At 67.7% G+C, this 26,499-nt stretch carries 25 protein-coding genes; 14 read left to right on the top strand and 11 right to left on the bottom strand.

All coding sequences use genetic code 11. The features are described from left to right. Nucleotides 1-11 precede the first annotated feature (11 nt). The 11 genes from AC6CDK_RS00100 to AC6CDK_RS00150 form a co-directional block, all read right to left on the bottom strand. Nucleotides 12-1,622, bottom strand: a complete 1,611-nt coding sequence (locus tag AC6CDK_RS00100; protein WP_192905975.1) for a V-type ATP synthase subunit A — start codon at nt 1,620-1,622, stop codon at nt 12-14. Then, complete coding sequence (locus AC6CDK_RS00105) at nt 1,619-1,939, bottom strand: V-type ATP synthase subunit F (RefSeq protein WP_192905974.1); 321 nt, start codon at nt 1,937-1,939, stop codon at nt 1,619-1,621. Before AC6CDK_RS00105 ends, AC6CDK_RS00100 begins: the two co-directional genes overlap by 4 nt. Continuing rightward, on the bottom strand, nt 1,936-2,862 hold the full coding sequence (locus AC6CDK_RS00110) for a V-type ATPase subunit (protein ID WP_145915376.1): 927 nt from the start codon (nt 2,860-2,862) through the stop codon (nt 1,936-1,938). Before AC6CDK_RS00110 ends, AC6CDK_RS00105 begins: the two co-directional genes overlap by 4 nt. After that, nucleotides 2,855-3,418 carry a V-type ATP synthase subunit E family protein gene (locus AC6CDK_RS00115; RefSeq protein ID WP_039643350.1) on the bottom strand — a complete coding sequence of 188 codons (564 nt, stop codon included), beginning with the start codon at nt 3,416-3,418 and terminating at the stop codon, nt 2,855-2,857. Before AC6CDK_RS00115 ends, AC6CDK_RS00110 begins: the two co-directional genes overlap by 8 nt. Before the next feature lie 11 nt (nt 3,419-3,429). After that, the gene (locus AC6CDK_RS00120) at nt 3,430-3,642 is read right to left on the bottom strand and encodes an ATP synthase subunit C-like protein (protein WP_039643351.1); all 213 of its coding nucleotides are present in this window, start codon (nt 3,640-3,642) and stop codon (nt 3,430-3,432) included. A gap of 51 nt (nt 3,643-3,693) precedes the next feature. Continuing rightward, complete coding sequence (locus AC6CDK_RS00125; RefSeq protein WP_192905299.1) at nt 3,694-5,577, bottom strand: V-type ATP synthase subunit I; 1,884 nt, start codon at nt 5,575-5,577, stop codon at nt 3,694-3,696. Beyond that, nucleotides 5,574-5,897 (bottom strand): hypothetical protein, encoded by a 324-nt coding sequence (locus AC6CDK_RS00130; protein WP_192905298.1) that lies wholly within the window; start codon nt 5,895-5,897, stop codon nt 5,574-5,576. The genes AC6CDK_RS00125 and AC6CDK_RS00130 overlap by 4 nt, the downstream gene beginning before the upstream one ends. 15 nt (nt 5,898-5,912) lie before the next feature. After that, nucleotides 5,913-7,604 carry a TIGR04190 family B12-binding domain/radical SAM domain protein gene (locus AC6CDK_RS00135; protein ID WP_192905297.1) on the bottom strand — a complete coding sequence of 564 codons (1,692 nt, stop codon included), beginning with the start codon at nt 7,602-7,604 and terminating at the stop codon, nt 5,913-5,915. A gap of 158 nt (nt 7,605-7,762) precedes the next feature. Continuing rightward, nucleotides 7,763-8,935 (bottom strand): Ni/Fe-hydrogenase, b-type cytochrome subunit, encoded by a 1,173-nt coding sequence (cybH, locus tag AC6CDK_RS00140; RefSeq protein ID WP_192905296.1) that lies wholly within the window; start codon nt 8,933-8,935, stop codon nt 7,763-7,765. Beyond that, a complete protein-coding gene (locus AC6CDK_RS00145; RefSeq protein WP_192905295.1) occupies nt 8,932-10,653 on the bottom strand; it encodes a nickel-dependent hydrogenase large subunit in 1,722 nt (573 codons plus the stop codon). The genes cybH and AC6CDK_RS00145 overlap by 4 nt, the downstream gene beginning before the upstream one ends. Nucleotides 10,654-10,718: 65 nt before the next feature. Further along, nucleotides 10,719-11,912: a hydrogenase small subunit gene (locus AC6CDK_RS00150; RefSeq protein WP_192905294.1), complete on the bottom strand. Its 1,194-nt coding sequence runs from the start codon at nt 11,910-11,912 to the stop codon at nt 10,719-10,721. A 303-nt stretch (nt 11,913-12,215) separates the two neighbouring features. On the opposite strand from AC6CDK_RS00150, the gene AC6CDK_RS00155 reads away from it, so the two are divergent. From AC6CDK_RS00155 to mtaB, 14 genes are all read left to right on the top strand, one after another. After that, entirely contained in the window at nt 12,216-13,586 is a 1,371-nt protein-coding gene (locus AC6CDK_RS00155; protein WP_192905293.1) for a sigma-54-dependent transcriptional regulator, read from the top strand. A 207-nt stretch (nt 13,587-13,793) separates the two neighbouring features. Continuing rightward, nucleotides 13,794-14,042, top strand: coding sequence for a Franean1_4349 family RiPP (locus AC6CDK_RS00160; protein WP_039643359.1), 249 nt, complete (start codon nt 13,794-13,796; stop codon nt 14,040-14,042). Between the two features lie 39 nt (nt 14,043-14,081). Further along, a complete protein-coding gene (locus AC6CDK_RS00165) occupies nt 14,082-15,713 on the top strand; it encodes a methyl-accepting chemotaxis protein (RefSeq protein WP_192905292.1) in 1,632 nt (543 codons plus the stop codon). A 32-nt stretch (nt 15,714-15,745) separates the two neighbouring features. Beyond that, the gene (locus AC6CDK_RS00170; RefSeq protein WP_039643360.1) at nt 15,746-16,252 is read left to right on the top strand and encodes a chemotaxis protein CheW; all 507 of its coding nucleotides are present in this window, start codon (nt 15,746-15,748) and stop codon (nt 16,250-16,252) included. A gap of 86 nt (nt 16,253-16,338) precedes the next feature. Continuing rightward, nucleotides 16,339-16,674 (top strand): hypothetical protein, encoded by a 336-nt coding sequence (locus tag AC6CDK_RS00175; RefSeq protein WP_066357133.1) that lies wholly within the window; start codon nt 16,339-16,341, stop codon nt 16,672-16,674. Continuing rightward, nucleotides 16,661-17,524 carry an HDOD domain-containing protein gene (locus AC6CDK_RS00180; RefSeq protein ID WP_039643362.1) on the top strand — a complete coding sequence of 288 codons (864 nt, stop codon included), beginning with the start codon at nt 16,661-16,663 and terminating at the stop codon, nt 17,522-17,524. Before AC6CDK_RS00175 ends, AC6CDK_RS00180 begins: the two co-directional genes overlap by 14 nt. Next, a complete protein-coding gene (locus AC6CDK_RS00185) occupies nt 17,525-20,080 on the top strand; it encodes a hybrid sensor histidine kinase/response regulator (protein WP_192905291.1) in 2,556 nt (851 codons plus the stop codon). A 3-nt stretch (nt 20,081-20,083) separates the two neighbouring features. Continuing rightward, entirely contained in the window at nt 20,084-21,190 is a 1,107-nt protein-coding gene (locus AC6CDK_RS00190; protein ID WP_039643364.1) for a response regulator, read from the top strand. Nucleotides 21,191-21,216: 26 nt separating this feature from the next. Continuing rightward, nucleotides 21,217-21,570 (top strand): hypothetical protein, encoded by a 354-nt coding sequence (locus tag AC6CDK_RS00195; RefSeq protein WP_039643365.1) that lies wholly within the window; start codon nt 21,217-21,219, stop codon nt 21,568-21,570. Between the two features lie 149 nt (nt 21,571-21,719). Further along, nucleotides 21,720-22,397 carry a serine O-acetyltransferase gene (gene cysE / locus AC6CDK_RS00200; RefSeq protein WP_039643366.1) on the top strand — a complete coding sequence of 226 codons (678 nt, stop codon included), beginning with the start codon at nt 21,720-21,722 and terminating at the stop codon, nt 22,395-22,397. 3 nt (nt 22,398-22,400) lie between these two features. Further along, the gene (locus AC6CDK_RS00205) at nt 22,401-22,838 is read left to right on the top strand and encodes an Rrf2 family transcriptional regulator (protein ID WP_039643367.1); all 438 of its coding nucleotides are present in this window, start codon (nt 22,401-22,403) and stop codon (nt 22,836-22,838) included. Then, nucleotides 22,835-24,019 (top strand): cysteine desulfurase family protein, encoded by a 1,185-nt coding sequence (locus AC6CDK_RS00210; protein WP_192905290.1) that lies wholly within the window; start codon nt 22,835-22,837, stop codon nt 24,017-24,019. Before AC6CDK_RS00205 ends, AC6CDK_RS00210 begins: the two co-directional genes overlap by 4 nt. Next, a complete protein-coding gene (mnmA, locus tag AC6CDK_RS00215) occupies nt 24,003-25,100 on the top strand; it encodes a tRNA 2-thiouridine(34) synthase MnmA (RefSeq protein ID WP_039643369.1) in 1,098 nt (365 codons plus the stop codon). The genes AC6CDK_RS00210 and mnmA overlap by 17 nt, the downstream gene beginning before the upstream one ends. Then, entirely contained in the window at nt 25,100-26,404 is a 1,305-nt protein-coding gene (gene mtaB, locus AC6CDK_RS00220) for a tRNA (N(6)-L-threonylcarbamoyladenosine(37)-C(2))-methylthiotransferase MtaB (RefSeq protein ID WP_066357135.1), read from the top strand. The genes mnmA and mtaB overlap by 1 nt, the downstream gene beginning before the upstream one ends. The last annotated feature ends 95 nt before the right edge of the window (nt 26,405-26,499 follow it).

Below are 26,499 nucleotides of genomic sequence, written 5' to 3' on the forward strand. Positions count from 1 at the left end.
CGGTGCCGGTTCTATCCCCTGGGGAGCTCGTCCGGGAGCACCCCCTGCTTCAGCTGCTCCCCGGCCCGGTCGTGGAACGCCACGATCTCCGCGATCCGTGCCAGGGTCCGGTCCGGGGCGGAAAAGGCGTCGTCCGTGTAGGCGTTCTGGGAGAGGAACTCGTGCCTGATCCGCTCCGCCACCTTCATCAGCAGACGGTCGGCATCCTGGAGCCCTTCGATGCCGACGATCTCTGCCACCTCGCGCAGGGCCTCCTCCCGCTGGAGGATTTCCCGGCAGCGCCGCCTGACCTCGCTCCAGCGGGGCGAGACCTGGCCGTCGAAGTGGGCCACCATCTCCGGCTCATAGAGGGAGTAGCTCTGGAACCAGTTGATGGCCGGGAAGTGGCGGCGGTGGGCGAGGGCGGTGTCGAGCATGAAGAAGACCCCTGCCGTGCGCAGGCACGCCTGGGTGACCGGCTCGGTGAAATCGCCCCCGGGCGGGGAAACGGAGAGGATCATGGAGAGGGAGCCGACCGTCCCGCCCAGGGTCTCCACTACCCCGGCCCGCTCGAAGAAGGCGGCCAGCCGGGACGAGAGGTAGGTGGGGTAGCCCTCTTCGCCGGGCATCTCCTCCAGGGAGGAGGAAATCTCCCGCAGCGCCTCGGCCCAGCGGGAGATGCTGTCCGCCAGGAGGAGCACGTGGCAGCCCATGTCCCGGTAGTACTCGGCCATGCTCACGGCGGTGTAGATGGATGCCTCGCGGGCCGCCACCGGCATGTTGGAGGTGTTGACCACCACGATGGTCCGCTCCATCAGGGGGCGGCCGCTCCAGGGGTCCGCCAGGGTGACGAATTCCTCCAGCAGTTCCGCCATCTCGTTCCCCCGCTCGCCGCACCCCGCGTAGACCACGATGTCCACGTCGGCGAACTTGGCGATGGACTGCTCCAGGATGGTCTTGCCGGTGCCGAAGCCGCCGGGGAAGATGGCCGTGCCGCCCCGGGCCACGGGGAAGAGGAAGTCGATGGTGCGCTGGCCGGTCACCAGCGGCAGGGAGGGGGAGAGCTTCCTGCGGTAGGGGCGCGGCCGGCGCACGGGCCAGGGGGCGATCGCGAAGATGTCCCGGCCGTCGGCCATCCGGCCGATGGGGTCGGCCAAGCGGAATTTCCCCGCGTGCAGACGTTCGATCCGTCCCCCCCGTGGTGCCGTGACGGGGTGCCGGAATGTTCCTTCGGCCACGTGGCCCAGGAGGTCGCCGGCGGCTACCTCGTCCCCCGCGTTCCCGGCCGGGGTGAAGACCCAGGTCCGCTCCCGGTCCAGGGGGAAGACCTCCCGCCCGGCCGCGACAAAGGGGCCGGCCAGTTCCTCCAGTCGCCGGAGGGGACGCTGGAGGCCGTCGAACATCCCGCCCAGGAGCCCCGGCGCCAGTTGGACCGAGAGGGGGGCGTCCATGCCGGCCGCGGGCTCGTTCACGGCCAGCCCCCGGGTGTCCTCGTAGACCTGCACCACGGCGCGCCCCCGCTCCAGGCGCACCACTTCGCCGATGAGCCCGGCGGTCCCCACTCGGACCATGTCGTAGAGCCTGAGCCCGGAGATGTCCACCGTCACCGTCGGTCCCGCTATGCCCAGGATGCGTCCGGTCATGGCATGAGCCTCACATGGTAGCCGATCACCCGGCGAATGAGGCGGGCCGCGTAATCTTCCTCCTCTTTTCCCGCCGCTTCCGGGGCGGGGAGGACGATGAGCACGCCGAACCACCGCCGCTCCATCTCCTGGAAGCGCTCCTCGCCGATGCCGGGCAGGAGCCGCTCGTCGATGACGACCAGACCGCACTCCGGATCGGCCATGGCCTGCCGGACCGCGGCCTCGGCCTCGGCCGGCGCTGCCGTGAGCTGGGTCGCGCCGGCAAGGCTGAAGCCGTGCCGGGCATCGGCCGGGGTAATGAAAACGATCCTCTTCACCGGATCAGCTCCCCGCGGAGTTCGTCCTCCGCCTCCCCGAAGCGGCAGATGAGCCCCAGGTTGCGCGCCTCAACGGCGCAGCGCCAGAGATAGTCGAGGATGGGGCCCGGCCCCAGGGGGTCTCTTCCCAGGGCCCGTATTCTCCCGGTGAGCCAGCGGAGCAGGAGCGGGCCGGGAGTGGCCGTGTCCGCCGGCAGGGGGCCCATGCCCGGCAGGGAGGCCAGCAGGGCGGTGAGCCCGGCGCCGGTTCCCTTGTCGCGCGCCCGCTCAAGGCGCTCCGGCGCGATGGTTCCCCCGCGGATGAAGGACCGGGGCTCCCGCAGGTCCCAGCGGATCTGCTTGGCAAGGGTGACCAAGTTCTGCACGTCGGTCAGGGCGCGGAAAAACGCCGCCACCAGGGGGTGCAGGGGAAGCTCCCCCATCCGCTCCAGAAAGAGGGTGGCCAGCCGTTGTTCGAGCATCCGTCCCCCCTGGTCCCGGTAGAGGGTGCCCAGATCGCGGAGCCGGGCGTCGAGGTCCGTCAGGAGCGCGCCCAGGGCAGCCGCCGCTTCCGGTGGACCCTCCCCTCCGGTCAGGGCCTGCCGCACTGCCGGGGCCAGGAGGCTGGCGGAAAGGGTGGCGTTGGCCCCGTCCCGGTCGCCCCCCCGGCGGAAGCGGAGGCAGGTGAGGATGGTCCCCAGTTCGAACCAGAGGAAGAGGGGGGCAAAGACCGCCCGCATCTCCCGGTTCATCTGGCCATAGGCCCAGCGAAACTCCTGCCGCATCCTCCGCCGGGCCCGGTCCGCCGGCATGGCCGTCTCCGTCCCGGTGCGAAGAGCCCCGGCGGCGAGGCACGCGCGGCGTCCCCTGACCCGCGCCGTCAGGTACTCGGTGGGGTACCCTTCTCCGACAGGCCGGGCAAGTAGTGCGGTCAGGTCAGGCATCGGTCGCCGCCTCCGCCAGGAGGTGGGGGAGGATGTCTGGCCAGCCCCGAGCCAGCCGCTTTTCCAGGGTGTTGACGACCCGCATCCGTCCCCCCTCCGTGATCGCCTCCATGCCACCGCTGATGGCGGGGTCGGTCTCGATGCGCGCGCCGGGAAAGAGGACGACGGCCCGCTCCCCGTCGGCCGGGTTGACCCGCACCGTCTCCCACGCCAGGGGGGGAAGCTCCGCGGCCAGGCGGGCAAAGGCGGCAGGATAGTCCCCGTCCCTGAGCCGGGGCAGAAGGCGCCGCGCCAAGTCATGGAACCGGCTCGCCATCTCTTCTTCCGCGACCAGCCGCACCCGCCGTGCCGCCCGCTCCGCCTCGGCCAGGATGGCCCGTTCCTGCGCCGCAATGAGACGTTCCTGCTCCTGCAGGTGCATTTCGCGCAGGCGGGCCAGCCCCAGGGCGGCCTCCTCCCTGAGCCGGGCCGCCTCTTCCCCGGCCCGGCGCCGGATCGCCTCCTCCTTCCGCTTCCCTTCGCTGCGCAGGGCTGCCAGCAGTTCCGCCGTACCCACCGCCGTCTCCGTCACATGGTCAGGATCGTGATGGCCACCACGAACCCGAGGATCACCATGGTTTCGGGGATGGCCACCAGGATGATGACCGTGCCGCTCAGTTCGGGCTTCTCGGCGAGCGTGCCGGCGCCGGCGCTGCCGATCTTGGACTGGGCCCAGGCCGTGGCCAGGGCGGAGAGCCCCACCGCCAGGGCCGCGGCAAGAGCCAGATAGACCTTTTCCATTGCATCCTCCTTGGCACCGGGCTGCCGGGCAGGGGCGGGTGCCGCGCCTCCCTACCCCTTGCGCAGCGGTTCGAACTTCCTTCCCCCCGGCACCATGAACTTGCTGTAGAACTCCACGTAGTGCAGGCGGAGGGCGTGGATGGTGGGCGAGAAGACGCCGAGCACGATGTTGACGGCATGAAAGATGACCGCCAGCAGCACTCCGGTCACCACGTTGCCGGTCATGCCGGCAAAACGGTTCGCCACCCGGGCCAGGAGCAGGGAGGCGAGCCCGATGGCCATGATCCTGGCGTAGGACACGATATTGCCGATGCTCTTCAGCAGTTCCAGGGGGGCCAGGACCCCCCCCGAGAAGAACAGGAACGGGATGAGAAAGATCAGGATCAGGGCCAGGGGCCTGGTCAGGAGCCGGGGGACGATCTCCATCCGGCTGAGGACCAGCACCACGAGGCAGAGGATGGCGAGGATGTTCACCAGCTTGAACATGGCCTCGCGGCCGGTTTTGCGCCTGAGGGCGGTGATGAACCCCAGCAGCAGGCCGAGCAGGATGTGCGCCAGCCCCACGGACAGGGCGAAGCAGAGCATCGGCACGATGGCCTGCCGTCGCTCCACGATGAACCCTTCCTTCATCCCCAGGAGTCCGGCCCCCACCTCGCCGAAGAATTCGCCGTACAGGATGCCGAACAGGATGGTGTAGCAGGAGGAGAACAGGAGAATTCGGGCGGCGTCCCGCGCCGTTTCCCGTTGCCTGAAGACTCGCCCCAGGATCAGCGCCAGGATCAGGAGCACGAGGCCGTAGCCGGCATCGCCCAGGATCATGCCGAAGAAGAGGGGAAAGCAGACGGCGATGAAGGGGGTCGGGTCGAAGGAGGCGTAGCGGGGCAGAGGGAGGAGCCGGGCAAAGAGCTCGAAGGGGCGGAACAGGGGAGGATTGCGCAGGGTGACCGGTACCAGGTCCAGGTCCTGCTCAAGGATCTGTTTCTCCTCAACGAGCACTGCGCCGCCGAATTTCGTCCGGATCTCGCCGGTGAGGCGCGGCACATCGGCTGCCGGGGTCCAGCCGTGGATGAAGAAGCACATGCCGGTCCGGTGAAGGTGGGCCGTGTTCCCCAGCAGCGCCAGCCGCTCGTCGAGCCAGCTCCTCACCCGCGCGTAGATGGCCCCCCAGCGCCGGGCGAACCGGGCCAGCTCTTCGTCGATGGCCGCGATACCGGCGGTGACTTCGGCCGTCCGGGTGCGCAGATGGCGGATCTTCTCCGGGAACGGCATCCGGGCCAGCTCCGGCGGAAAGGTCATCTCCGGCACGTGCTGCTCCCCGAGGATGCCGCGCACCTTGGCGGCCAGGTCCTTTTCCAGGGTGATCAGGCCGATCAGGGTGCCGTCCTCGGCTTTGACCGTGAGCAGTTGGAACCGGCCGCCGGTCAGCCGGGCCAGGGTCCGCATCAGTTCTGCCACGGCCGCAGGCTCCCGAATGGTCACGCCGATGAAGTCGAGGCCGCTGTCCGGCGCGATGGTTGTCACGTGGGGCTCCAGGGCGCCGAGAAAGACGCTGTAGCCGCCCAGTTCCGCCAGTTCGGTCCGGAGCTCCTCCCGCTTCCGGCACCACTCGCGGCAGAGCGCGCTGTGCCGCTGGAGGGTTTCGTTCACCGATTCGAGCACGTCGCCGGGGTCCAGGTAGCTCTGGCGCATTTCCTCCCGCGGCAGGCAGGCAAACAGTTCGTCGATCCGCGCCCGCAGGTCCTCGCAGTAGATCCGTTCGGCCATGGTCTTCTCGTCCAACAGGAGCGGACGCACCTTGTCCCGGTCTTCCGCCGCCACGAAGCCGGTGATGTCCTGCTCGATCTGGAACAGCTCCAGGTCGCGCAGCAGGGACAGGACCTCCAGGAGCAGTTCCGAGGGACCCACGATCTCGATCTTGACCATCCTGGCGATCATGGTTCCGGCTCCGGCACGATCCGGCCAAGGCCGGCGAGGACGCGCCGCTCCAGGGTTGCCTGGTCGAGATTGCTCAGCCGCTCCGCCCGGGCGGCGGCGCGGTGCACCAGCGCTGCGGCCCGCACCCGCGCATCATCCCCGGCTGCCGCCACGGCCCGGCCAACCTCCGCCGCCAGACGCTCCTCTTCCCGCGCCGCCTCGTCGTCAAGCTCGCGCCGCAGCTCTGCCAGCATCTGGGCGGCCCGCCGCTCCTCCCCGGCGATCCGTTCCCGGATCTCCGTTTCGGCGTCGATGATGGTGGCGAGAAGGTCCTGTTCCATGGCGGTCGTTGCCCCTTACCTGCCGAACAGCAGTTTCAGGATGTTCGGCAGTTTCAGTTTCAGCCCCTTGACGGGCCATTGGAGCTCATGCTTCTGGCACAGCAGGTCCATCCGGTTCAACCGGAAGATATCCTCCCGGAGTGACCCGTCGATGACGTCCGCGTTTTCGATGCGCCATTCGAGCGCCACGGCCATCCGGATGTGCGCCCTGATTTCGTCCGCTTCCTCCCCGTCCAGCAGCCCGTGGGCCGCCTTCAGCTCGATGAGGCGCAGGGCGCCGTCGTAGGTGGCCCGGACGATCTCGTCCCGGCTCATCCAGGAGGTCTCGTAGTTCAACCGTTGTTTCCAGGTGGGCATGAGCATGGCTTGCCGGTGCTCCCGGAGGGTTCGGGCGAACAGCCGGTAGCCGAAGCGCTCGGCCTCCTCGAACAGCCGGCAGCCGGGATCGACGAAGGGGGCCAGGGGAGCGATCATGGGGAGCAGCGTGCCGTTTTCCCCAAACCGGCGGAGCAGTTCGCCGCCGTACTCCACCGTGTCCATGACCGAGCGGTAGTCCTGGTACGGCAGCCCCACCATGAAGAACAGGTCGAGACGGCGGCAGGTGCTGTCGATCAGGGCCGCGACGGACGCCTCCAGTTCGGCGTTGCCGTAGTTCTTGCCAAAGGCCCTCCTGACCCGCGGGTCGTGGGATTCGGGTGAGATCTCCACGTTGAAGTTGATCAGGGAGTCGGAAACCAGCCGGACGAATTCGGCAGGGGGCGGGTGGAAGAACTCGATGGCGATTTCGTTTTCGATCCGGTACCGCTTCATGGCCCGCAGGAAGCGTTCGGCATAGTCGCGCCCGGCCTGGAGCAGGTCGCCCACCACCATCACGGGTGCCCCGGTGCAGGCGGCTATGGCCCGGATATCCTTTGCCAGCAGCTCCGGGGACCTGAACGCGGGGCGGTCCCGGCCGCACAGCCTGTGGAACGCCGATGCCGAGCCGCCGCAGGAGACGCAGTCGTGGAGGCAGCCACGGCAGGAAAAGACCGCCATGACCGGGTTCGACAGCCAGTTGCGGAAGGGGAGGTAACCGGATGGGTCGTGATATTTGACGGTCATCTTCAGGGGGTGGGAGTAGTCGAAGTGGACATGGTCCAGGTTCGGGGGGCGGTAGGAGATGCCGTTGTCGACCACGCCGCCCCGGCCGTCGCGCCAGACCAGGTTGGGGACGGTGGCGAAGTCGCCGCCGTTTTTGATGGCCTCCATGAGCAGGCGCAGCGGCTCCTCGGTGGAATCCCCGCACAGGATGAAGTCCACGAAGGGATAGTCGGCCATGATCTCCCGGTGGTAGTAGGTGGCGGACAGGCCGCCGAAGATGACCGGCGTGCCGGGATGGTGCTTCTTGACCAGTTCCGCCAGGGTGAGGCTGCCGTCCACGTGGGGGAGCCAGTGGAGGTCGATGCCGAAGGCGACGGGGTCGAGCCTGGCGACGAATGCCTCCGGATCGAAGGATCGGTCCCTGAGCATCTTCAGGGCGAGATTGACCACCCTGACCGAAATGCCGTTGCGGTTCAGGTGCTCGGACAGGGTGATGAAGCCGATGGGATAGTTCTCGAACAGGGAGGATGAGGGTATGACATCGCTGATGGGGCCGTAGAAGATCGGCAGCTCGCGGAAGTTGAAAATGCTCGGCGGATGAAGAAGGATCAGATCGACACGCGTCATGACAGATGCTCCCCGGGTTGGAGACGGTCATCCGTACCCTGTGCCGGACATCAACCCGAATCCGCGGGGGAAGGCACGTCCCGGCGCCGTGCGGCCGGAAGCGGCGTCGGGAGAGGGCGCACCCGCTCCGCCCGGTTCCCCGGCTCCGCGATTCGGTATCAACCATCCTCGAAGCTGGTCCCCCTGCGGCACCAGCGCCCGCCGCTGATGATGGACGAAATGGCCCCCTCGCGCTCCACCGTGTCCGCCCTGATGGCCAGATAGACGTGGATGGGGATGAAGGCCAGGAAGATCCACATCACCAGCAGGTGGGCCAGCCTCACGTACTGGACCCCCACCAGGGTGTCGAGCCGGACCAGATGGCGGAAGAGCCAGTGGTCCGGCGCGTAGAGGGCATAGAGGGCGAAGCCGGTCAGGAGCGCGAGCATGCCCACCCCGTAGATGGCGGTGTATGCCACCTGCTGGAGCGGGTTGTGGCCGATATAGTGGGGCCCCCGGTCGAAGCGGCAGAAGAGGTAGTTCCGGACCACGGTCAGGAGGTTGCGCAGGTCCCGCGGCTTCACCGGGAAGAGGGCGTCCCAGCGCTGATAGCGGTTCGAGGCGAGGAAGAGGCCGGCAATGCGGATGAGGGCCGTGGCGAGGAGGAGCCACCCGGCCGCGAAGTGGATGAACCGCAGGTAGCCGAACAGGAAGGAGCTCTCCCGGGCTCCGGCGTAGGCGGGGCGGCCGCTTCCCATGAGGATGCCGGTGACGCTGAGCACGGCGATCAGGAGCACCGCCAGCCAGTGGAGGGAGCGGAGCTGCCAGTCCCAGACCGGCACGTAGCGGAAGGCGCCGGGCTCCTCGGCCCGCCGGCTTTGCTCGCGGGTGGCCCGCAGCGGCACGAACCCCAGGAAGGTCCACTTCTCACCTCCCTCGGGCAGCGGCTCGCCATGGGCCACGGCCAGGGGCCGGAAGCCGTGGACCATCCGCTCGCCCGCCTCCATCTCGGCCCGGTAGCGGGTCGACTCGTCGGCCCGGCAGAGGTAGAGGATCGAGTTCAGTCCGCCCCGGGCGATCAGCTCCTCCCGGGCGGTGCCGGCACGGCGGACCCGGGCGATGCTGTAGTTCAGCCCCGGGTCCAGGGGGGCATACCCCGTCTGCTCGTAGTGCCGCAGGTCCTCCTTGCGTGAGGCGGCGCCGAGCAGGGCCAGGTCGGCCGGGTCCGTGGTCCCGAAGGGGGCTCCCAGGGCCGCGGCCACCAGGAGCTCGCGCTTCTTCTCCCCGGCAAAGGGTGCCGGGTCTCCCAGCTCTATGCGGATGTCGCCTTCGGGCGTCTCGTGTTCGCTCATGACACGCTCACCGTGCCGATGGTCCCGCCTGCCGGGTCGAGCAGGTGGACCGCGCAGGACTGGCAGGGATCGAAGGAGTGGATCGTTCTCAGCACCTCCAGGGGACGGCCGGGTTCCAGGAGGGGATGGTGCCCCCGGTGGGCCAGGGCGTGCTCGAAGGGGCCGGGCTGGCCGCTCGCGTCGCGGCCCGAGCTGTTCCAGGTGCTTGGCACCACGCACTGGTAGCGGGTGATCCTGCCGTTCTCGATCTCCACCCAGTGGGACAGGGTACCCCGGGCCGCCTCGGTGAAGCCGACCCCCTGGGCGCTCTTCGGCCAGGTGGCCGGGTCCCACTTGTCGGGGTTGAAGGTGGCGGTGTCGCCGGCATGGATTCTCTCCTGGAACTGCCGGAACCATTCATCCATGCGGTTGCAGAGGAGCACCGACTCGACGGCCCGGCAGAGGGTGCGGCCGAGGGTCGAATTGAGGGCCTCCCGGCCGGCTCCCAGCCCGGCCAGGGCGTCGTCCACCAGCCGTGTTGCGTCCTTGTGCCCCTGGGCGCAGGCCACGAGCATCCTGGCATTGGGGCCCACCTGCACTGCCCGGCCATCGTAGCGGGGCGCCTTGACCCAGGTGTACTTGACGTTGTCGGAGATCTGCCCGTAGGGGGGGCGTGGCCCGGTGTAGCGGGGCACGGTCTCTCCGCGCCAGGGATGCCGCCCCGCCTTGTCCCCCTCGGGATAGGCGTACCAGGAAGAGGTGACGAACTCGGCGATCTTGGCCGGTTCGAAGGGGCGGAGCTCCTCGTAGTTGCCGTCCGCCAGGACGCCGGCCCGCACCTCTCCAGCCACCGGGGTGCCCGCGCAGGAAAAGGCGCTCTCGCCCACGGCCATGAGGGTGGGGCTGGAGATGCCGATGGCCGCATACTCCCGGTAGAAGCCGGCAATGGCCAGGACATCCGGGTAGTAGACCTCTTCCACGAAGCGGCGGGCCCGGCCGATGAGCCCGGTCAGTTCGTCGAGCCGCACGGCGTTGATGCCGAGCTGGTTGTCCAGGTTGATGGAGCAGGCCATTCCCCCCACCAGGAAGTTGGGGTGCGGGTTCTTGCCGCCGAAGATGGTGTGGAGGCGGATGATCTCCCGTTGCCACTGGAGCGCCTCCAGATAGTGGGCCAGGGCGAGGAGGTTGGCTTCCGGCGGCAGGCGGTAGGCGGGGTGCCCCCAGTAGCTGCCGGCGAAGATGCCGAGCTGGCCGCCCGACACGGACGCGCCCACCCGTTGCTGCACCTCCCGGAACCAGGCGGCCGAGTTGCTGGGCCAGGGGGAGACCGAGGCGGCCAGGCGGGCCGCGGCCTGGGGATCGGCGGCCAGGGCGCTCTTCACGTCGACCCAGTCGAGGGCGTGAAGGTGGTAGAAGTGCATGACATGGTCCTGCACGATCCCCATGGCCGTGACGAGGCTGCGGATCAGCTCCGCCTGCCTGGGGATGGGGTAGTCCAGGGCATCCTCCACCGCCCGGACGGAGGCGATGGCATGGATGCCCGTGCAGACGCCGCAGATCCGCTGGGCCAGAGCCCAGGCGTCCCGGGGGTCGCGGCCCTTGAGGATGGTCTCGATCCCCCGGAACTGGGTCGCGCTGGCCCAGGCGTCGGTGATCCTGCCGCCGCTCGTTTCCAGTTCTATGCGCAGGTGTCCTTCGATCCTGGTGATGGGGTCAATGACGACTCGCTGGGTAGCCATGATCGCTCCTCATCTCCGGCGGTCCGGTGGCCGGTCCGCCGCTTCACTCAGGGCGGCCGCACCGCTTATCCGCTCTTGTCCCGCTTCTCCGTGGGGCGCTCGGCCCCGGTTTCGCCGAGCACCGCCAGGGGCAGGGATTCGGGCGTGCTCCTCCGTTTGCGCTGCCTGGCAATCACCGTGGCCGCGGCGTGGATCGCAACCCCGCCCGTCGAGGCGGCAACGGCGGCGGCGCCAAGGACGTTGGCCGAGCTCTCAACGCCGATTCCCGGCAGGGGGATGTCCGGCACCCGCTGGTAGAAGGGGGTCATCCTGTCGAAGAACTGCTCTTCGGTGCAGCCGAGGCAGGGGTGGCCCGCCTTGATGGGGAAGCTCTGGCCCAGGTTCCATTCCAGGGTGGGGCAGGGCGCGAAGGTAGCCGGTCCCTTGCACCCGAGCTGGTAGAGGCAGTATCCCTTGCGGGCTCCCTCGTCGTCGAAGCGCTCGGCGAACTGGCCCGCGTCGAAGTTTGCCCGGCGGGGGCACTTGTCGTGGATCCGCTGGCCATAGGCGAAGAGCGGCCGGCCCTCGTCGTCGAGGCGCGGGGTGTGGCCGTAGGCCAGGTAGTAGCCGATGGTGGCGGTGATTACCTCGGCGATGGGGGGGCAGCCGCCGATGTTGACGACCGGCCGGCCGGAGATGACGTCGTCAACTCCCACGGCGCCGGTGGGGTTGGGGGAGGCGGCCTGGATCGAGCCGTAGGTGGCGCAGGCCCCCACCGCGATGATGGCCGTGGCGTTCTGCGCCGCCCGCTTCAGGACCGCTTCCGCTGATTCGCCGCCGATGGTGCAGTAGGCGCCGTGGCTCTTGAGGGGCACCGAGCCGTTGACGATGAGGAGGTGGGGCTTCTGCGCCGCCTCGGCCAGGAGGGAGTTCGCCTCGCTGCCGGAGGCGGTCATCAGGAGTTCGTTGTAATCCAGGGAGATGAGCTCGAGCAGGAGTTCGTCGACGGGGGTGCTGCCGGAGCGGAGCGCGCTCTCCAGGCAGCCGGTGCACTCCTGGAGCTGCAGCCACACCACGTTCGGGCGTTGTGCGCTGCCGAGCCTGCGGGCGATCTCCCGCGCGGCCGCTGCGGGAGGACCGGTTGCCGCCAGCCCGGCCCCCACGAGGACTGCAAGCCTGCCGCAGAACCCGAGGAATTCGCGCCGGCTGACGCCGCGCCGCGTCAGGTAGTCGAAAAACGATTCGATCCCGGTCCAAGGATCATCGAGAAGAGGTGCCATTTCCGTCTCCATCCATGGCTGGCGACCCCCGGGCGCATGCCGGAGGTCCATCCGTCACACCTGTACCCTGATTCCCCCGATTGAATTGTGAACGTCGGTATATCGGCCTGTTAGCTCACAGTGTATCACCGGGTTGGGGCCTGTAAATAAGAGTCGGTTAAAAAATGTTGTCAAAATGTTTTTGCCGGGTTGCCGGTGTGCATAGGGGCTGATACTTGCGCTGTTATCACCTCAAGTCCCGGGGTGAATTGTCCGATATGCTCTATGGTATGTCCATTTTGCCGGAATGAGGATCACCAGCCCATGACCGCTCCGAACATTCTTGCCGTCGACGATGACGGGCTTTCTCTCCTGATGCTGGAGAACCTGCTGGCCGATGGGGGATTCGCCCCCCTGACCGCGGCCAGCGGCGCGCAGGCGCTGGCGCTGCTGGAGCGGGAGCATGTGGACCTGATCATCTCCGACCTGATCATGGAGGGGATGGACGGGCTGGAGCTGCTGGCCCGGGTGAAGGAACGCTACCCGAAGGTGCCGGTCATCGTGGTCACGGCCCGGGGGAGCGTGGAGAGCGCCGTGGAGGCCATGCGACGGGGCGCCTACGACTACCTGGCAAAGCCCTTCAATCCCGAGGTGCTGCGGATCACGCTCCAGCGGGCCCTGGACTATCACCACGTGGTCCGCGAGAACGAGCAGATCACGGGGCTGCTCCGCGAGCGGTTCACCTTCCAGAGCATCGTTACGGTGAATCCGGCCATGAAGAAGCTGCTGGAGCTGGCCGCCAGGGTGGCGGCGGCGCGGCAGACCACGGTGGCCGTCTACGGCGAAAGCGGCTCGGGCAAGGAGGTGCTGGCGCGGGCCATCCACTTTGCCGGCAAGGGGCTGCCCGCCGGGTTCGTGGCGGTCAACTGCGCGGCCGTGCCCGAGCACCTGCTGGAGAGCGAGCTGTTCGGCCACGTGCGGGGGGCCTTCACCGGCGCCGACCGGGACCGGGAGGGGAAGTTCAGCCTGGCCCGCGGCGGCACGCTCCTGCTGGACGAGATCGGCGACATGCCCCTGCCGCTCCAGGCCAAGCTGCTGAGGGTCCTCCAGGAGCGGGTGTTCGAAAAGATCGGCAGCAATACCTCAATCACAACGGATTGCCGGGTCATCGTGGCCACCAACCGTAACCTGGCCGACATGGTGGCGGCCGGCCGCTTCCGCGAAGACCTCTACCACCGGATCAACGTGTTTCCCCTGGTCATCCCGCCGCTGCGGGAGCGCACGGACGACATCCCGCTCCTGTGCGAGCATGTCCTCGACCAGTTGCGGCAGCACCTGGGCAAGCCGCTGCCCGGCATCTCCCAGAAGGCCATGGACGCCATGCTGGCCCACGGCTGGCCGGGCAATGTGCGGGAGTTGCGCAACTGCCTGGAGCGCGCCGCGATCCTGACCGACGGCGAGCTGATCCGGCCCGAACACCTGGGGTTCGGCACGGCCGGAGCCCCTGCCCGGGAAGCATCTGCCGGCCCGGCGCCCGACACGGTGCAGTACGCCCTGGCGCTGCCCGTTGACCAGTTGTCGCTCCATGCCCTCACCGAGCGGATCATGGCCATCACCCTGGAGCGCTGCGGCGGCAACAAGTCCAGGGCGGCCCAGCTCCTCAGGATCGACCGCAAGGCATTCTACCGGGGCTGATCCCGCGCAGCGCTCCCCCTGCAGCACCCCCTCATCCCCCACTGTTCCATTTTGCCCCACTCTGTCCCCCAGGGGGACGCTTCTTCTGGTGTTGCTCAGTATAACATGTTGAAATTGCATGATTGTCTGAATTGGCATCCTGTCTGCTGAATAACGGGTAACAATTGTTCCACTGTCCCCGTGAGGGACAGTACGAGGAGGGTGCCCGTGACGCAAGAGGCAGTTGAAAAATTCCTTGGTCGTCTGTTGACCGACGACGGGTTCCGGCAGCGGGCAATGGTTTCGCTGGCCGATGCCTGCCGGGAAGAAGGATATCGGCTCAGCAGCGAAGAACTCCGGGCCGTGAGCCAGGATTACTTTGATCTGCTCGAACAACTGGCGGGGCAACTCGACAGGAGCATCAAGCGCTTTTCCCCCGCCGAGCCGGACAGTTCCGGTTCTGGATCGAACCAGTAATCAGTATCAAGCGCCAGAACACAAAAAGGAGACATTGTTATGAAATGGTTGGCAAATATGAGGGTAGGAACCAAACTCGTAACCGCGTTCGGCGCCGTTGCCGCGATTGCCGCCGTAGTCGGTTTCATCGGCTCCGTGGAAATCCGCAAAATCCAGAACGACGACCGGAAACTGTATGAAATGATCACCATGCCCATGCACGATCTGACGGAGATGTCGGTGGCCTTCCAGCGGGTCAGGATCAACCTGCGCGACGCGGTCGAGGCAACCGACCCGGCAGCGCGGGCCGATTATCTGGAAACGATCAGGAAATTGCGGGAGGCCATCTCAGTGCATCAGGACGGTTTCGAGAAAACCATCCTGACCGAAGACGGGCGCAAACTGTTCAACGACTACAAGGAGGCCCGCAAGGTCTATGGGGGGTACATCGACAACATCATGGAACTGAACAGCGCGAAGAAGATGACCGAGGCAAAGGCGCTGCTCCACGGTGACGCCAGGAAAGCGGCACTGCATTACCAGGAACTGCTCAGCAAGCTGGTCGACGCCAAGCAGGCGCAGGCAAAGCTGACCGCCGAGAGCAACGAGCACGTTGCCGCGACCGCCTTTACGGTGATGGCGGTGCTGTCGGCGGTGGGTGTGATTCTGGCCATCGGGCTCGGCCTGCTCATTTCCCGGATGATCACCACTCCGCTGAGCCGGGCGGTGGACGTGGCCAACCGCCTGGCGGACGGCGACCTGACGGTTGACGTTGGCGCCACCTCCACGGACGAGACGGGCCGGCTGCTGACGGCCATGCAGCACATGGTGCAGAGCCTGCGGGAGATGGTGACCCAGACCGCAACCATCTCCGCCGGCATCGCGTCCGCCTCGTCCCAGCTCCACGCCACCTCCGAGCAGATCGCCACCGGCACCGAGGAAGTGGCCTCCCAGGCAGGCACCGTGGCCACCGCCAGCGAGGAGATGTCGGCCACCAGCCAGGACATCGCGACCAACTGCCATGCCGCCGCCGGCAGCGCCGAGCAGGTGGCCGCCACCACCCGCCAGGGGTTCGACGTGGTCAGGCACACCGTGGAAGGGATTCGCTCCCGCGGGGAAGGCACGCGCCAGAACGCGCAGCTCGTGGCATCGCTGGGAGAGCGCTCCGAACAGATCGGCGACATCGTGGGCACCATCGAGGACATTGCCGACCAGACCAACCTGCTGGCCCTGAACGCCGCCATCGAGGCGGCCCGGGCCGGCGAACAGGGCCGCGGCTTCGCCGTGGTGGCCGACGAGGTGAGGGCCCTGGCCGAGCGGACCACCCGGGCCACCAAGGAGATCGGCGAGATGATCCGGGCCATCCAGCAGGAAACCAAGACGGCCATCGTCTCCATGGAGGAGGGGGTGCGCGGTACGGAACAGGGCGCCCTGGAGGCGGCCCGATTGGAAACGGCGCTCCGGCAGATACTGGACCAGGTGAACGAGGTGAGCATGCAGGTGGGGCAGATCGCCACGGCCGCCGAGGAGCAGACCGCAACCACCGGCGAGGTGACCGGCAATATCCAGCAGATCACCGAGGTGGTGCACCAGACCGCCCAGGGGGCCGAAGAGACGGCCGATGCCGCCGCACAACTGGCCCGGCAGGCCCAGGACCTGCAAACCCTTATGGGACGCTTCAGGCTGGCCTGAGCGTTCCCGCCGCGAAACGCACGGAGGAAATCATGGCACACGCACTGGCAACGAATATCTCGACCGGCTCGAGAGATGAACTGATCCAGTTGGTCAGCTTCACGGTCGATCGCGAGGAGTATGGAGTGGACGTCCTCAAGGTCCGCGAGATCATCCGGATGAGCAGCATAACCCAGGTGCCCGAGGCCCCGCCTTACGTGGACGGGATCATCAACCTGCGGGGGCGGGTGATCCCGATCATCTCCCTGCGCGACAAGTTCGGCCTGGCGGATGCGGAGAGCGACAACCGGACCCGGATCGTGGTCATGGGAGTGGGGGATGCCCTGCTGGGATTCCGGGTGGATGCCGTGTCGGAAGTGATCCGGATCGCCGGCAGCCGGATTCAGCCGTCGCCCGCGTTGCTCAGCTCAGGCGGCGAGCAGGAGTACATCGTCGGCGTAATCGACCAGGGGGAGAAACTGCTGGTGATGCTGGACCCGGAGAAGATGCTGACGCCCCGCGAGCTGGGGCAGCTCGGCGACACTTCCCGCCTGTGCTGATCAGGCCAAGCCGTGGTATGCTACGGACGGAACGCATCAATTCGCGGGCGCCGGAGAGGGGATGCCGGTGCCGGGGAGCCTGAACCGTGGGAATAGTGCCGACTGACAACCTGGAAGAGGGAATGGTCCTAGCCGCGGACGTCCACGACCGCACCGGGAGGCTGCTGCTGGGGGCGGGGGTGGAGCTGGACCGCAAGCGTATCGTCATCCTGATGACCTGGGGCGTGACCGAAGCCGACATCCTGGGGGGGGAAAGCGACAGCTTGAGCTCCACCCTGCCATCCGAGTTCCCGCCGGCTCTGATGGAGGCCGCCGAGGCAGAGCTCAGGCCCCTGTTCGGGGAAAACGACATGGAGCATCCGGTGATGCGCGAGCTGCTGCGCCTTGCCGCCCTGAGAAAGGTCATCCATGGCAACCCATGACCGCGACATAACCGTGGAGCGGCTGGTGGACCGGACGCGGACGGTCTACTCGCTCCCCTATTTCTACGAGCGGCTCAACGAGACGATCAGCCACCCCCGCAGCTCCATCGACGATGTGGCCCGGATCATCATCGACGATCAGGGGCTGACCGCGCGCATCCTGAAACTCGCCAACAGTCCCATGTTCGGCTTTTTCTCCAAGGTCGACTCCATCTCGAAGGCGGTGACGATCATCGGCACCCAGCAACTGCGGGACCTGGCCCTGGCGGCCTCGGTGATGGACGTCTTCAAGGATATCCCCCGGGAGCTGATGGACATGGTGCTGTTCTGGCGGCACAGCATCGCCTGCGGCATCGTGGCCCGCAACCTGGCGATCTACCTCCGCGAAAGCAACGTGGAGCGGTTCTTCGTGGCGGGCATCCTCCACGACGTGGGCCAGTTGGTCATGTGCACCGCCATCCCCGGGACGGTCAGTGACGTGCTGGCCCGGAACCGGTCCGAGTCCCGGTTCCTGGATGCCACCGAACGGGACGCGCTCGGCTTCGACCACGCCGCCCTGGGCGGTGCGCTGCTGCGCGCGTGGAAGATTCCGGCCACCATCAACGAGCCGGTTTCCTATCACCACGAGCCCCGCAAGGCGGAGCACTTCTCGCTGGAGGTGTCGATCATCCACCTGGCCGACATCATCTGCCAGGCCCTCGGGTACGGGGCCAGCGGCGAGGGGGGGGTGCCTCTCCTGGATCCTTCGGCCTGGGACCGCCTCGGCGTGCCGGTGTCGATCCTGCCGACAATCGTGAAGCAGTCCGAGCCCCAGGTAGAGGAAACGTTCGCCATCCTCGTGGAGGGATAAATGAGATCGAAGGCCGCCGCCCCATCCCGCGCCTTCCTGCTGGAGCGCGTCAATTACCTGGAAGAAGCCAACCATCGCTACTTGTCGATCCTCGACATGCTGGCCTCCAGCAGCATGTTCCACAGCGACCTGGGCCGCGCAAGGGACTCCCAGGAAATCTTCCGGGCCACCCTGACCCAGCTCCGCCGGGTCCTCGACTGCCGCATGACCGGATTTCTCATCTCGGGCGACGACGGCAGCTTCGAGCTTGCCTCCTGGGAGCCGGACGGGGGGCGTGACGAAATCCAGCGCATCATCGACGCCAAGATCGTGGACGGCACCTTTGCCTGGGCCCTGAACCGGAACCAGGCCATCCTCGTCCCCCTGGCCGACGACCGGTCCCTGCTGCTGCACGTGGTCGCCACCCGCTCCCGGATCCGCGGCATGTTCGCAGGCATTCTCCCGGGCAGTTCCCATTCGCCCGATGCGGCAACCCTCAACGCCGTGTCGGTCATCATGCACACCTGCGCCCACTCCCTGGAGAGCACGGAGCTGTATTCCATGGTGCGGGACACCCTGGCCTCGCTGGAGCAGCGGGTGCAGGAGCGGACCCGCGACCTGGCCGCGGCCCGGGAGCAGGCGGAAGGCGCCAGCCGTGCCAAGAGCGATTTTCTCGCCAACATGAGCCACGAGATCAGGACCCCCCTGAACGGCATCATGGGGATGACCGACCTCCTGCTCGGCGGCGGGCTGAGTCCCTCGCAGCAGCACCAGTACCTCGGCGCGATCAAGGGGTCCGCCGACTGCCTCATGGGGGTCATCGGGGATATCCTCGATTTCTCCAAGATAGAGGCGGGGAAGGTGGAACTGGACCCGGCGCCCTTTTACCTGCGCACCGTCATGGGCCAGGCGGTGCGGTCCCTGTCCGCCCGGGCGGCCGAGAAGGGGGTGGAACTCGTCTGCGACCCCCGGGAAGATGTGATTGACCCCCTCATCGGCGATTGCGGGAAGCTGCGCCAGGTCCTGGTGAACCTGGTGGGCAACGCCATCAAGTTCTCCGATGGCGGCGAGGTCGTGGTGGCGGTGGAAACGGCGGCAGCCGAGGGGGACGAAGTGCTCCTCCGGTTTTCGGTTTCGGACCAGGGGTGCGGGATCGCGCCGGAGGCGCTGGACCGGATCTTCAACGTGTTCGAGCAGGCCGATTCATCCACTGCCAAGCGCTTCGGCGGCACCGGCCTCGGCCTGGCCATCTCCCGCAGGATCGTACAGCTCATGGGGGGAGATGTCCGGGTCGAGAGCGCCCCGGGGCAGGGGAGCACGTTTTTCTTCACCTGCCGGTTCCAACTCCGGCCGCCCGAACCGGATCGCCTTGCCGATCAGGGGCTTGCCGGGCGGCCCGTGCTGGTGGTCGAGGCGCCCACGCGCAGCCGCCGGGTACTCCTCTCCTACCTGACCGGCTGGGGCATGGAGCCCCGGGTGGCGGCCACCGTGGACGAGGCCCGGGAGATCGCCGCCGGCATGCCGGCCGCTGCCGGTGAGCCCCTGGTGGCCCTGGTGGACAAGAAGTCCCTGGGCGCCGGCTGGCAGGAGGCGGTCGGTCGCCTGACCGAAGGCGTCGGCACGGAGTTGAGGCTGATTCTGATGACCGAGGTGGGCGACATGATCGAGAAGGAGAGCCGCCTCTGGCCGGGGAGGGCGAGATGCCTGCTCAAGCCGCTCGTGCACGGCGACGTCGGGGAGGCGGTCGTCTCGGCACTGGCCGGGCAGGAACCGTCCGAGGCGCACGACCCGCCGGCGCAGCCCGGCAGCGGCCCCGGCCTCAGCATCCTGGTGGCCGACGACGTGGAGGTCAACCGGATGCTCGTCAGCGCCATTCTCGGCCGGATGGGGCACCGGGTGACGCAGGCCGCCGACGGCGAGGAGGCCCTGAGGGCCCTTGACGCCTCCCAGTTCGACCTCGTGCTGATGGACGTGCAGATGCCGGTCATGGACGGGTTCGAAACCGTTCGCCGGATTCGGGGCCGGGAGCGGGACACCGGCCGACGGACCCCCATCCTGGCGCTGACCGCCTATGCCGGGCAACAGGACCGGGAGCAGTGCCTGTCCGCCGGCATGGACGGCTATGTGACAAAGCCCTTCACGGCCGAAGAACTGGTCCGGGCGGTTCACTCCTGCTGCGGGGTCGAGGGCGCGTTCGAGACCGCGGGCGAAGGGCAGAGCCCCGCTCCAGAGAAATCCGGGGAGGATGCCACGCCGGTGTTCGACCGGCAGGGTTTGCTGGCGCGGCTCCGGGGCAAGGGCGAGCTGGTCCCGAAATTCGTGGGGATGTTCCGGGAGGGGACGGAAAAGAATCTCGGCAAGCTGCGGGATGCCGTGGAGAAACGGGATGCCGCGGGGGTCCGGCTGGGTGCCCACGCCATTGTCGGAGCTGCCGGCAATATCGGCGCGCAGCGCGTGCTCGCCCTGGCCCGGCTCATTGAGGACGCTGCCATCAACGGACGGCTGGACGAGGCGGTTGCCCTGCTTCAGCCCCTTGCCGTCGAATACGACGCGTTTGTACGCGAAGCGGAGATATAGATCATGCTGGATTCAATCTCGGTCCTTGTGGTAGATGATGAAGAGATAAACCGGGAGATGCTTTCGGTCATGCTCGACGGGCTGGCAACGTCCGTCCCGGCGCGGAACGGCCTGGAAGCTCTCCGGGTGCTGGAGGCGAACTCCGCCATCGACCTCATTCTGCTCGATCTGGAAATGCCCGAGCTGAACGGGTTCGCGACGCTCGCCACCCTCAAGAAGCACCCTCTGTGGTGCGACATCCCCGTCATCGTGCTCACGGCCAGCAAGGACGAAGTGACCCGGACCCTGCGGCTGGGGGCCAACGATTTTCTCGCCAAGCCCTACGACATGGAGGAGTTGCGCCTGCGGGTGATGAACCACGTCCGCACCAAGAAGCTGGTGGACCTGTCCCAGGACGTGAACGGCATCCTGGAGCGGGAGGTGGCCCGCAAGACCGCCGAGGTCAGGAACGCCCTGGCAATGGCCCGGGAGGCAGAGTACGAGATAACGCTGCGCCTCGGCCGGGCCGCCGAATTCCGCGACGTGGAAACCGGCATGCACACGCGCCGGATCAGCGAGATGGCCCGGGAACTCGGCCGCTTGAGCGGGTTGCCCGCTGACCAGTGCGAGGTGCTCCGCTACGCTGCCCCCCTCCACGACGTGGGCAAGCTCGGCATCCCGGACCGGATCCTCCTCAAGCCCGGCCGGCTCACGGACGAGGAGATGGAGATCATGCGCCTCCACACGGTCATAGGCGGCAAGATCCTTGCCAACGCCGAGCGGTACTCATCCCTGGAGATGGGACGGACCGTGGCCCTCCAGCACCACGAAAAGTGGGACGGCACCGGCTACCCCAGCGGCCTGGCCGGGGAAGATATCCACATCTTCGGCCGCATCGTCATGATCGTCGATGTGTTCGACGCCCTCTGCTCGGAGCGCCCCTACAAGCCGGCACTGCCCTTCGACGAGGTCCTCTCTGTCATGGGGGACGGGCGGGCGTCGTTTTTCGACCCCCGTCTGCTGGACGTCTTCCTGGCCAACGTGGAGGCCTTTGCCGCGATCCGGACCTCGCTCATGGACCGGCCCGTGGAGGAAAAGACGGCCCTGGAGCAGGTGCTGTCCCTGGCATGACGCGCTCTGAGCGGGAAAGGATGAGAATGGAAGAGCAGCGCCTGTCACTACTGATCCGCCGTTTTACCGCGGCGGCCACCGCCCACGGGGAGGCCCTGGAGGCCATGGACGCGGCGCGGACGGACCGCCACGCGGCGATGCTGGCCCGTCTCTACCGGGAGATTGCCGCCTTCGGCGCGGCGGGGCGCGCCGGGCTGCTGGACGCCGCAGAGCGCGGCACCGGTGCCGCGGCGGGCATGGCCGCGGTCTATTCGCTCTCCCACGATGCACCCCGCTCCCTGGCGATCCTGCGGCGGCTGGCCCGGGAGCCGGGGCTCCTGGGTTTCAGGGCGTCCGTGGCCATTGAGCGCTGGGAAAGGGGAGAGTTGACCCTTTCGTGATGGGGAGGAGGAATTCGCTAGAAGTTGACAAAAATTGTAGGGTATGTTACTGGTCAAATATCCGTAATGTAAGGATGCCTGTTGCGCCGTGTCGGGCATCCTTTTTTTCCAATCCGCGTGGGGACCATGATCCCCGGAAGGAACTGCCGATGTTTGCACGACTGCGCGAGGATATTCAATCGGTGCTCGACCGCGACCCTGCCGCCCGCAGCACGCTGGAAGTGCTCTGTTGCTATGCGGGGCTGCACGCCATCTGGTTCCACCGGCTGGCGAACTGGCTCTGGCGGAGCGATTTTCATTTCCTGGGACGCCTCATTTCCCACCTGGGACGGTTTCTCACCGGCATCGAGATTCATCCGGGAGCGACCATCGGCCGGCGCCTCTTCATCGACCACGGCATGGGGGTGGTGATCGGCGAGACAGCCGAGATCGGCGACGACGTGACCATCTATCACGGGGTGACCCTCGGCGGGGTCAGCCTGGAAAAGAAGAAGCGGCACCCCACCGTGGAGAGCAACGCGGTCATCGGTTCCGGCGCCAAGGTCCTGGGTCCGTTCACCGTGGGCGAGGGGGCCAAGATCGGCTCCAATTCGGTGGTGGTGAAGGAGGTCCCGGCCAATGCCACCGTGGTGGGCATCCCCGGCCGGGTGGTCATGGCCGCGGAGAAGCCGAAGGACAAGTCCGATTTCGAGCACGGCAAGCTGCCCGACCCGGAAGCCAAGGCCATTTCCTGTCTTTTCGAACAGATCCGGGAACTGGAGCGCAAGTACGGCGAGCTGGCCGCCGAGCACGAGGCGCTGAAGCGTCGCCTGGATGGGGGGAATTAGTCCATGAGACTGTCGACGCGCGCCCAGTACGCGGTGCGGGCCATGGTCGATCTGTCGCTCCACTCGGAGGGGAAGCCCGTGGCCCTGCGGGATATCGCCCAGCGGGAGGACATTCCGCTCAACTATCTGGAGCAACTCTTCAACCGCCTGCGCCGCGGCAGCATCGTGGAGAGCGTGCGCGGGCCCGGCGGGGGCTACCTGCTGGCCCGCGAGAGCTCGGCCATCCTGGTGGGCGAAATCGTGGCCACGGTGGAAGAGCCGCTGACGCCGGTCTCCTGCATGGACAAGGGGAAGGGGCGCTGTACCCGCACTGCGGCATGCACCACCCATTCGGTCTGGGAGATGCTCGGCGAGCGGATCAGGACGTTCCTGGACTCCATCACCCTGGAGGACCTGGTGCGCGACGCCCGCCGGCGATCCGGCGAGAGTGGGGATCAATGAGTGAAGCCCCTGCGGGCAGCGTCCCGCTGATCTATCTGGACCACAACGCCACGACGCCGACGCACCCCTTGGTGGTTGAGGCGTTGTTGCCGTTTCTGGGGGAGCGGTTCGGCAATCCGTCCAGCATCCACTGGGCCGGCCGGGCCGTGAAGGGGGCCGTGGAAGAGGCCCGGGAGGCGGTGGCCGAGCTGGCGGGCTGCGAGCCGGGTGAGGTGGTTTTCACCGGGTCGGGCTCCGAGGCCGACAACATGGCCGTGAAAGGGGTGGCCTCGTCCCTCCGGAAGCGGGGCAACCACATCATCGCCACCCGGGTGGAGCATCCGGCCGTGGCCAATTCCTGCCGCTACCTGGAGCACGACGGATACGAGGTGACCTGGCTCGACGTGGACCGGGACGGCCTCCTGGACCCGGCGCGGGTGGAGGAGGCCATCACGGAGCGGACCATTCTCGTCACGGCCATGTACGCCAACAACGAGACCGGCGTACTGCTGCCGGTGGCGGAAATCGGCGAGATCGCCCGGCGGCACCGGATTCCCTTCCACTGCGACGCGGTCCAGGCCGCGGGCAAGGTTCCCCTGGAGTTCCGCACCACGGGCGCGTCGCTCATGGCGCTCTCGGCCCACAAGGTTTACGGCCCCAAGGGGGTGGGGGCGCTGGTGATCCGGCGCGGCACAACCTGCCATCCGCTGGTGCACGGCGGCTCCCAGGAGCGCAATCGCCGCGCCGGCACCGAGAACGTGGCCGGCATCGTGGGCTTTGGCCACGCGTGCCGGCTGGCGCGGAAATCCCTGGCCGACGGGACCGTGCGGGTCCGCCGCCTGCGGGACCGGCTGGAGGAGGGAATCCTCGGCCGGGTGCCCGGCGCGCGGGTGAACGGCCATCGACAGTTCCGGCTGCCCAATACCAGCAACATCACCTTTGAAGGTGTGACCGCGGACACGCTGCTCATGGCCCTGGACCTGGCCGGGATCGCCGTGTCGTCAGGGGCCGCGTGCAGTTCCGGCACCCTGCGGCATTCGCCGGTGCTGGCCGCCATGGGGCTGTCTCCGCAGGAGGCCGGCGGGGCCGTGCGCTTTTCATTGGGGCAGGGAAATACGGACCAGGAGATCGACCGGGTGCTGGCGGTGCTGCCGGAGATCGTCGAACGGGTGAAGCGGGGTGGAGATGGCAGAGAAGCATAGGCAGCGCATCGTCATCGCCATGAGCGGCGGGGTCGACTCGTCGGTGGCGGCGGCGCTTCTGAAGGAAGAGGGGCACGAGGTCATCGGCATCTCCATGCAGGTCTGGGACTATGCGAATTTCACCGCCGCCGAGGGGGAGAAGTTCGACACCTGCTGCTCCCTGGACGACATCCACGACGCCCGCCGGGTGGCGGAGCAGATCGGCATCCCCTTCTATGTGGTGAATTTCGAGGAGGAGTTCCGGCGGCTGGTGATCGACGATTTCGTGGACGAGTATTTCCGGGGGCGGACGCCGAACCCCTGCGTCCGGTGCAACCAGCGGGTCAAGTTCGAGCTCCTGCTCCACAAGGCCCGGGAACTGGACGCCGACTTCCTGGCCACGGGCCACTACGCCCGCCGGGTCCGGGGAGAGGACGGCCTCTACCACCTGTTGCGGGGAGTGGACCCGGCCAAGGACCAGAGCTATTTCCTCTTTACCCTGACCCAGGACCAGCTTGCCCGGACCCTGTTCCCCCTGGGGGAGATGACCAAGGAGCAGGTACGGCGCCTGGCGGCGGAGCGGGGGCTGCGGGTGGCCGAGAAGGGGGAGAGCCAGGAGATCTGCTTCGTCCCGGACGACGACTACGTCCGGTTCCTGGAGGATGAGCGGGGAGCGGGGCTCATGGCCGGCGAGATCGTGGACCGCGACGGGAATGTCCTGGGCCGCCACGGGGGAACCTACCGCTACACGGTGGGGCAGCGCCGGGGGCTGGGCATCGCCCACCCGACTCCCCTCTACGTGGTGGGGGTCGATGCGGAGCGGCGGCAGGTGATCGTCGGCCCGGCCGAAGAGCTTCTGGCCACGGGGCTCACGGCAACCGGGGTGACCTGGGTCGTGCCCCCCCAAGGTCAGACCGTGGAGGCCTCGTGCAAGATCCGCTACCGCCACCAGCCGGTGCCGTGCACGGTTGCCGTGCGTGCCGACGGCAGTGCCGACGTCCGGTTCCGGCAGCCCGAGAAGTCGGTGACCCCGGGACAGGCGGTGGTCTTTTACCTCGACGACGAGGTCCTGGGCGGCGGCTGGATCGAGGGGCGGCTGTGATGCAGCGGGTTGCCATCACCACCCTCGGTTGCAAGATCAACCAGTTCGAATCGGCTGCCATGACCGAAAGCCTCGATCGGGAGGGGTTTCAACTGGTTCCCTTCGAGGACGAGGCGGACATCTACGTCATCAACACCTGCACGGTCACGGCCCGGACCGACGCGGAGTCGCGGCGGCTCATCCGCCGGGCCATGCGCAGGAACCCGGCTGCCCGGGTGGTGGTGACCGGCTGCTATGCCCAGGTGGCGCCCGACGCGGTGGGTGAGCTGCCCGGCGTGTCGCTGGTGGTGGGGAACAGCGAGAAGAAGGGGATCGCCGGGCTGCTGCGGGATGCGGTGCCGGCGGAAAAGATCCTGGTGTCGGACATCTCCCGGCAGCGGACCGCTGAGGCCCTGGGGCTGGAGAGCTTTGCGGAGCATACCCGGGCGTTCCTCCAGGTGCAGAACGGCTGCGACGCCTTCTGCTCCTACTGCATCGTGCCCCATGCCCGGGGGCGGAGCCGCAGCGTCCCCTTCCGGGACGTGCTGGAGGGGATCGGCACCTTTGCCGGCCAGGGATTCCGGGAGGTGGTGCTGACCGGCATCCACCTGGGGGCATACGGCGCCGACCTGGAGCCCCCCGCGAGCCTTCTCGACCTGCTGGCTGCCGCCGACGCCGAGGCGCTGGTGCCGCGTCTGCGCGTCGGGTCGGTGGAACCCCACGAGATCTCCGACGGTCTCATCGGCCTCATGGCCCGGTCGCCCGTCATCTGCCCCCATCTGCACATCCCGCTCCAGAGCGGCTCTGACAGCGTGCTGGAGCGGATGAACCGCCGCTACACGGCCGCGTTTTTCCGGGAGCGGGTGGAACGGCTGGCTGCGGCGGTGCCGGACATCTGCATTGGCTGCGACGTGATTGCCGGCTTCCCCGGCGAGACGGACGAGGAGTTCGCCGCCACCCTGGCCCTGCTGGAGGGGCTCCCCATCGCCCATCTCCACGTCTTTCCCTTTTCGCGGCGCCAGGGAACACCCGCGGCCCGCATGCCCGGCCAGGTGGACGGCAAAATTGTGCGGGAGCGTGCCGAGGTCCTGCGGGCGCTGTCCGACCGGAAGCGGGAGGCCTTTCACCGGTGCTTCATGGGGCGGGACCTGCCGGTGCTGGTGCTGAACGGCCGGGGGAAAGAGGTGACGGGGCTGTCGCGCAACTACATCACGGTGCGGATCGAGACGGCGACGCCCCCCCCTGCGGGCGAGGTCATGGTGCGGGTGACCGGCGTGGAGGCCGACGGGGTGCGGGGAGTCATCCCAGAACCTGCCCGTAACTGATCGTTCCGGTTTCGCATCCCGCCTTCACGCCGTGTTTGCCGGTCTTCAATCGTACCGTTCTCCACGGAGCCCGGCGCTACCCTCGCCATAACTCC

Source organism: Geobacter sp. PheSNFMC, assembly GCF_059620965.1.